The organism is Streptomyces sp. NPDC057654 (assembly GCF_042800135.1).
In the GTDB taxonomy this organism is placed as follows: domain Bacteria; phylum Actinomycetota; class Actinomycetes; order Streptomycetales; family Streptomycetaceae; genus Streptomyces.
Genome location: NZ_JBHVHQ010000493.1, coordinates 1 through 6,404, shown reverse-complemented (window position 1 = coordinate 6,404; position 6,404 = coordinate 1). Strand labels below are relative to the sequence as shown.

The window sequence follows — 6,404 nt, the reverse complement described above, 5'->3', positions numbered from 1 at the left end:
GTCCAGCGGCGGCTCCAGGGCCGCATCCCCTTGCTGCCCGCCATCACCGCCGCCGAACTGGAGGACGCCCAGCTCATCGGTGCGGCGGAACTGGCCATCGACGCCGCCATGGCAGCCCTGGCCGACACCGCCTGAACGGCGGTGGCCCGCCGGCCCGCACCAGGGCCGCGCCCGTGACATCGACGGCGGCCGCGCCGACGGGTACGGCGCGGCCGACCGCATCAGCTCAGGGCAGGGGACACGTCACGCCGGGGGCTTCGGCCAGGCCGGGCGCGGGGTGATTTGCTGCCCGAGGATCATGACCTCCAGCGCTGATAGTCGCCGCCGTTGCAGCCCAGCGTGTAGAGGTGGCCGGCGCCGTTGCTGTCCAGGCATCGCCCTGTGGCCGCGTTCCGCCACACCACGATGCCCGCACCCGACTCCCGTACCGTCCAGCGCTGGTAGTTGCCGCCGTTGCAGCCCAGCGCGTAGGCGTCACCGGCGCCGTTGCTGTCCAAGCACTTGCCCGTGGCCACGTTCCTGATCTCCCCGCCTCCGGTGTTGTTGAACTCCACCGTCCAGCGCTGGTAGTTGCCGCCGTTGCAGCCCAACGTGTACGCGTTTCCCGCGCCGTTGCTGTCCAGGCACTTCCCCGTCGCCACGTTCGCGAAGCGCACCTGCGGGGCGGCGGATGCCGGGGTGGACAACGCTCCCACCAGGGCGCATCCCACGCCCATGGTGGCCAATAGGGTCGTTCGTAAACGCATGGCTGAACCTCCTGCTTGCATCGGATGAGATGAGGTCTCGGTGCGCTGCTCATGGCGGGGCTGCCACTGACCCCGCGGGGAACAGCAGCCCCTTCTATGCGGCACAACCACGTCCAAGAGCCCGGTCGCGATGAATCCGGCGCGGCGGTACCAGGGACGCGTGGCGATGCTCGCCACTGCCGTACCGCCCGTCGCATCGGGGGCGGCGTCAGTTTCCCAGTCCGCCGTGTGGCGCCGTCAGGACGTATTGCGCCAGGAACCGCGCTGCCCCCACCTCGCCCTGCGGCCCCTTCAGCCGCAGGAGCCCGTGGTACGGCCATCGGCGCCGAACACGCGATCTTGGCCGAGGAGCCGAAGCGCCCATGCGCCGTACCGATCCCATCGCACTTCGCGTACGCACTGTCCCGCGCCACGCCTACGTACCGCCGCGTTTTGCGTACGTACTGCCGTACGATCCACGGGAGCTTCCGCCTCTCCTTACCGGGCCGGCTCCAATTCCCATCCGGATTCCTCCGGAGCTGCGCTTCCGGGGCGCGTGTGCGGGAAATGAGAAAAACTTCACCGCCGGGCAATGTTTCGCATTCGGCTGGTTAGGACTCGCCCCTTCCGGTGGTCAATGGACGATGGGCCGGTGTTCGGATTCGAGGGGGTGTGTAGCCAATTGTGCGTTGAATTGTGCATGGCAAACTCGCCTTGACACGCGACTCGCCCGCTGTGCAGACTGCTGCGCATCTGAGATCGATTCGCCCGACCGGACAGCGTGCAACTCGCGTTGCTCCGGCCGCTGACGCGCCGTGTCACGCAATGGCCCACGCCATTTTCCGGACCGGCTGAATATCCCCCTTGTCGTTGCGCGGGCCGTTCGCGGCCTGCTGCTATCAGGCTGGAGATAAAGTGTCTGACGTCGAACGCGTGGATCTGCTCGAAAAGCTCATCGTTTTCGTCCGGGACGACCTGCTGGAAGGGCAGGCGGCGGCCGACCTGACGTCGACCACCCCATTGCTGGAATGGGGGGTGCTCGACTCGATGAAGACGGCGCGGCTGCTCGCCTACATACGCGACGAAATCGGTGTGCGCGTGCCGCCGCGGAAGATGGTCGGCGACCACTTCAAGGACCTGGAACACGTGACGGATCTGGTTCTGGAACTCCAGCAGCCCGTCGGCTGACCCCGAGACGTCGAGAGGTTTCCTCCCGTGAAAACGAAAGACGTGTTCGTCGGTGGCCTCGGTGTCTATGTGCCGGAGAAGATGAGTATGGAGACGGCGGTGACGGAGGGCATGATCGACGCCGCCGCCGCCAAGGAATACGACTTCGCCAGTATCGCGGTGGCGGGGGAGAAGCCGGCCCCCGAAATGGCCCTGCACGCGGTGCGCGAGGCGCTGGAGCGGTCCGGCAAGGACCAGTCCGAGCTGGGCATGCTGCTGTACGCCAGCGTCTGGTACCAGGGCCCGGACGGCTGGTGCCCGCAGTACTACATCCAGCGGCACGCGGTCGGCGGCAATGTCGTGGCGGCCGAGGTACGGCAGGGCTGCATGGGCATGTTCAGCGCCCTGGAGCTCGCGGCCGGCTATCTGATGGGCGTACCGGAACGCGACTCCGCGGTCATCACGAGCGCCGACAACTTCAATTCGCCGCGCATCGACCGGTTACGTTTCAGCCCGCACTTCCCCATGGCGGACGCGGGCTGCGCCGTGGTGCTCAGCAGGACCCCCGGATTCGCCCGGCTCGAATCCGTCAACGCGGTCACCCTGCCCGAGTACGAGGGAATGCACCGCAGCGGTGAGCCGATGTTCCCGCCGGGCGAGACGCTCGGCCGTCCGCTGAACTTCGCGGCCACCAAGAAGCACTGGATGGAGAACGCGGAACAGCCTCCCGGGGGCCCGCTCCCGATCATCGCGGCCCAGGACGAACTGGTGACCCGCACCTTGGAGGAATCCGGAATCGGGATAGACGACGTCACCAAGGTCGCCTATGTCAACGGATCGCGCGGACGCGTCGAGGGCCGGGGCATGATTCCGCTCGGACTGCCCATGAGCCGGTCGACCTGGGATTTCAGCCGCACCATCGGCCACGCCGGCGCGAGCGACCAGTTCATCTCGCTGGAACACCTCGTCAGGACCGGGGAATTGGGGCCGGGCGACCATTTCCTCATGCTCGGAGTCGGTCCGGGATTCAACATCGCCTGTGCGGTCTTCAGCATCCTCGAACGTCCTTCGTGGGCGGACTGACATGGAATTCGGCTGGAACACCGAGCAACAGGCCCGGTACGCCGAGGTCCTGGCCGGGGTACGCGCCGCCTTCCCTCCGGACCGGAAGCGGGACGAGCAGCCCTATACCAGGGAGGACTGGCTGGGGCTGGGGAAGCTCGGCGTACTGGGCGCGAGCATCCCGGAGCGGTTCGGCGGCGGCGGCCTCGGCGCCCTCGACACCGCCCACGTGATCGAGGCGGTGGGGGAGGGCTGCTCCAGCACCGGCATGGTCTTCGCCGCCGCCGCCCACCAGTTCGCCTGCGCCAGGCCGATCCTGGACTTCGCCGAACCGGCCGTACAGGAACGGCTGCTGCCCGGCCTGTGCTCCGGGGCCCTGATCGCGGGCAACGCCATGACCGAGACCGACGCGGGCTCCGACGTCTCCCGGCTCGCCGTCACCGCCGCCCCGGCGGACGGCGGTTACGTCCTCGACGGCACCAAGTCCTTCGTGAGCAACGGCCCCGCCGCCGACGTCTACGTCACCTATGCCACCACCGACGCCAAGGCCGGGCACCTGGGCCTGACGGGGTTCGTCGTGGACCGCGACGCGCCCGGCGTCTCGGCCGGCCCGCCGTTCGAGAAGACCGGCCTGCTGGGCTGCCCGGCCGGCGCCGTCTCCTTCGAGAACTGCTTCGTACCGGCCTCCCATGTCCTCGGCGCCCCCGGCCTGGGCAGCACGGTCTTCCAGACCTCCATGGCCTGGGAGCGGGCCTGCCTCTTCGCGCTCTACCTCGGCGTACAGCAGCGGCTGCTCGACGCCTGTACGCACCACGTACGGCGACGCCGCCAGTTCCAGAAGCGGTTGTCGGAGTTCCAGGCGGTCTCCCACCGCCTCGCGGAGATGAAACTGCGCCTGGAGAGCGGCCGCCTCCTGCTCTACCGCGCCTGCTGGGAACTCGACCGCGACGACGACGGCGCCCTGTGGGCGGCGCTGTCGAAACTGGCGGTCTCGGAGGGCGTGCTGGAGAGCGCGATGGACGCGGTACGGCTGTTCGGCGCGCGCGGCTACCTGCGGGAGGACGGCATCGAGGCGGCCCTGCGGGACGCGGTGCCCGGCACCCTCTTCTCCGGGACCTCCGACATCCAGCGGGAGATCATCGCCAGGGAGCTGGGCCTGTGAGACTCCACGAACTGCTGATGCGCTCGGCCCGCCGTACGCCGGACGCACTCGCCGTCGACGACCTGTCCGGCGGCGTCAGCTACCGCGAACTGGACCTGCTGGCCGACGCGTTCGCCGCCGCCCTGCACGCCGCCGGGATCACCCCCGGCGACCGGGTGGTGATCTGGAGCGGCAAGGACATCGACTCCGTGGCGCTGATGCAGGCCGCCCTGCGGATCGGAGCGGTCTACGTACCCGTCTCGGCCGCGAACCCGCCCGCCCGGCTGGCCCGGATCACCCAGGACTGCCGCCCGGCCCTCGTCGTCACCGACACGGACGGCCTGCGCCGCGCCGAAGCGGAGGGAGGGCCCCGGTCGGCGCTGGGGGAGAGCGGCCCGCGAGTGGTCGGCGCCACCGAACTGCTGGCGTCCCCCGCCCCCTCCGCGCCCCCGGTGCACCACGGCGCGCCGGACGACCCGGCGTACATCCTCTACACCTCGGGCTCGACCGGAGTGCCGAAGGGCGTCGCGATCAGCCACCGCAACGCGCTGGCGTTCGTCACCTGGGCCGCCGCCGAGACCGGCCTGCGCGCCGCGGACCGGCTCGCCAACCACGCTCCGTTCAACTTCGACCTGTCCGTGTTCGACCTGTACGCGGCGTTCCTGACGGGCGCCTCCGTGCATCTGGTGCCGCCGGGCATGGCATACATGCCGGACCTGCTGACCGACCTGCTGGAGAGCCAGAGGATCACGGTCTGGTACTCGGTGCCCTCGGTCCTCATGCTGATGCTGCATCAGGGCGGGCTGCTGGACGGCGCCCCGCCGCCCGCGCTGCGGGTCTGCGCCTTCGCCGGCGAGCCCTTCCCGCTGACGGACGCCCTGCGGCTGCGCGCGGCGTGGCCGGACGTGCGGCTGTTCAACTGGTACGGCCCCACCGAGACCAACGTCTGCACCTCCTACGAGATCACCGCCGACGACCTGGGCCGCACCAGCCCGCTGCCCATCGGCCTGCCGTGCTCCGGCGCCGACGTCTGGCTGGAGCCGCGGGACGGGACGGAGGGCGAGATCACCGTCTCGGGACCGACGGTGATGACCGGATACTGGGGCGCCGCGCCGCAGACCGGCCCCTACCGCACCGGTGACATCGGCCGCTACGACGCCAAAGGCAACCTGGAGTACGTGGGCCGCCGCGACCACCTCTTCAAAGTGCGCGGGCACCGCGTCGAACTCGGCGAGATCGAGGCGGCGCTCGACGCCCACGAGGCGATCGGCACGGCGGCCGTGGTCGTCATCGGCTCCGGGCTCACGGCCCGTATCCACGCGGCCGTGGTACCCCGCCGGGATACGAGCCCGCCGACCCTGCTGAGCGTCAAGCGGCACTGCGCGGACCGCCTCCCGCTCTCCATGACCGTGGACGCCCTGCACGTGATGACGGCCCTGCCCCGCACCCCGAACGGCAAGACCGACCGGGCCGCGCTGACGGCCCGCCTGACAGCGGCGGCCCGCGGCTGACACCCGGGCCACGGCCATCCGCTCGACCACCTGGCACCAACCCCGAACAGGAGGGATCACCGCACATGACCATGGACCGGGAAGCGCTGTGGGACACGTACTGGGCCGATCTGCCGGATCAGAGCGGCGAGGCGTTCTGGGACTCCGACCCGGCCCACAACGCGGTGCGCCACCTTCCCATGCTGCGGCCCCACTTCGACCCGGCGCTGCCGGTGCTGGACCTGGGCTGCGGCAACGGCACCCAGAGCCCGTTCCTCGCCGAGCACTTCGACCGGGTCATCGGCGTCGACATCGCCCAGGCCGCCATCGACATGGCGCACCGGCACAACGCCCGCCCCAATATCGAGTACTTCCGCTTCGACGTCCTGGAGACCGATGAGGCGCACGCCCTGCACGACCGCATCGGCGACGTCAACGTCTACATGCGCGCCCTCTTCCACCAACTGCCGTACGACCACCGGGCGCCCGCCGTGGAGACGCTGGCCGCGCTGGTCGGCGAGCGTGGCCGGGTCTTCTGCCAGGAACCGACCAAGGTCACCTGGTCCGTCGTGCACCGGCTCCTCTTCGAATCCGACGAGAACCTGCCCAAGCTCGAACGGCTCTTCAACCAGTTCCAATTCGGCCTCTCCCCGGGCCAGGAAGTCGACACCGAACTGGAGGACCTGTTCAAGAAGACCGGCTTCGAGATCGTAGAGGCCGGCGACATCCCCATGCGCACCACCGAAACCCTCGCCGACGGCACCCCCCTCGACCTCTCGACCCGCTACGTGATCGCGCATCTCGCCTGACGACGCGGAC

6 protein-coding genes are annotated in these 6,404 nt (G+C 69.7%); 5 read left to right on the top strand and 1 reads right to left on the bottom strand.

What is annotated here, in order from left to right:
• Window positions 1-296: 296 nt before the first annotated feature.
• Complete coding sequence (locus ACFU99_RS28780) at window positions 297-746, bottom strand: RICIN domain-containing protein (RefSeq protein ID WP_384397526.1); 450 nt, start codon at window positions 744-746, stop codon at window positions 297-299.
• 894 nt (window positions 747-1,640) lie between these two features.
• On the opposite strand from ACFU99_RS28780, the gene ACFU99_RS28775 reads away from it, so the two are divergent.
• From ACFU99_RS28775 to ACFU99_RS28755, 5 genes are all read left to right on the top strand, one after another.
• A complete protein-coding gene (locus ACFU99_RS28775) occupies window positions 1,641-1,913 on the top strand; it encodes an acyl carrier protein (protein ID WP_384397523.1) in 273 nt (90 codons plus the stop codon).
• A 27-nt stretch (window positions 1,914-1,940) separates the two neighbouring features.
• Complete coding sequence (locus tag ACFU99_RS28770; RefSeq protein ID WP_384397521.1) at window positions 1,941-2,975, top strand: ketoacyl-ACP synthase III family protein; 1,035 nt, start codon at window positions 1,941-1,943, stop codon at window positions 2,973-2,975.
• Window position 2,976: 1 nt separating this feature from the next.
• Window positions 2,977-4,116 (top strand): acyl-CoA dehydrogenase family protein, encoded by a 1,140-nt coding sequence (locus tag ACFU99_RS28765; protein ID WP_384397518.1) that lies wholly within the window; start codon window positions 2,977-2,979, stop codon window positions 4,114-4,116.
• Window positions 4,113-5,606, top strand: a complete 1,494-nt coding sequence (locus ACFU99_RS28760; protein WP_384397515.1) for an amino acid adenylation domain-containing protein — start codon at window positions 4,113-4,115, stop codon at window positions 5,604-5,606. The genes ACFU99_RS28765 and ACFU99_RS28760 overlap by 4 nt, the downstream gene beginning before the upstream one ends.
• A gap of 65 nt (window positions 5,607-5,671) precedes the next feature.
• Window positions 5,672-6,394, top strand: a complete 723-nt coding sequence (locus tag ACFU99_RS28755; RefSeq protein ID WP_384397512.1) for a class I SAM-dependent methyltransferase — start codon at window positions 5,672-5,674, stop codon at window positions 6,392-6,394.
• The last annotated feature ends 10 nt before the right edge of the window (window positions 6,395-6,404 follow it).

What these genes read in the sequence shown, in the direction of transcription:
- ACFU99_RS28765 (WP_384397518.1), top strand. Translation starts at nt 2,977, where the DNA reads ATGGAATTCGGCTGGAACACCGAGCAACAGGCCCGGTACGCCGAGGTC.
- ACFU99_RS28755 (WP_384397512.1), top strand. Translation starts at nt 5,672, where the DNA reads ATGACCATGGACCGGGAAGCGCTGTGGGACACGTACTGGGCCGATCTG.
- ACFU99_RS28780 (WP_384397526.1), bottom strand. Translation starts at nt 746, where the DNA reads ATGCGTTTACGAACGACCCTATTGGCCACCATGGGCGTGGGATGCGCC.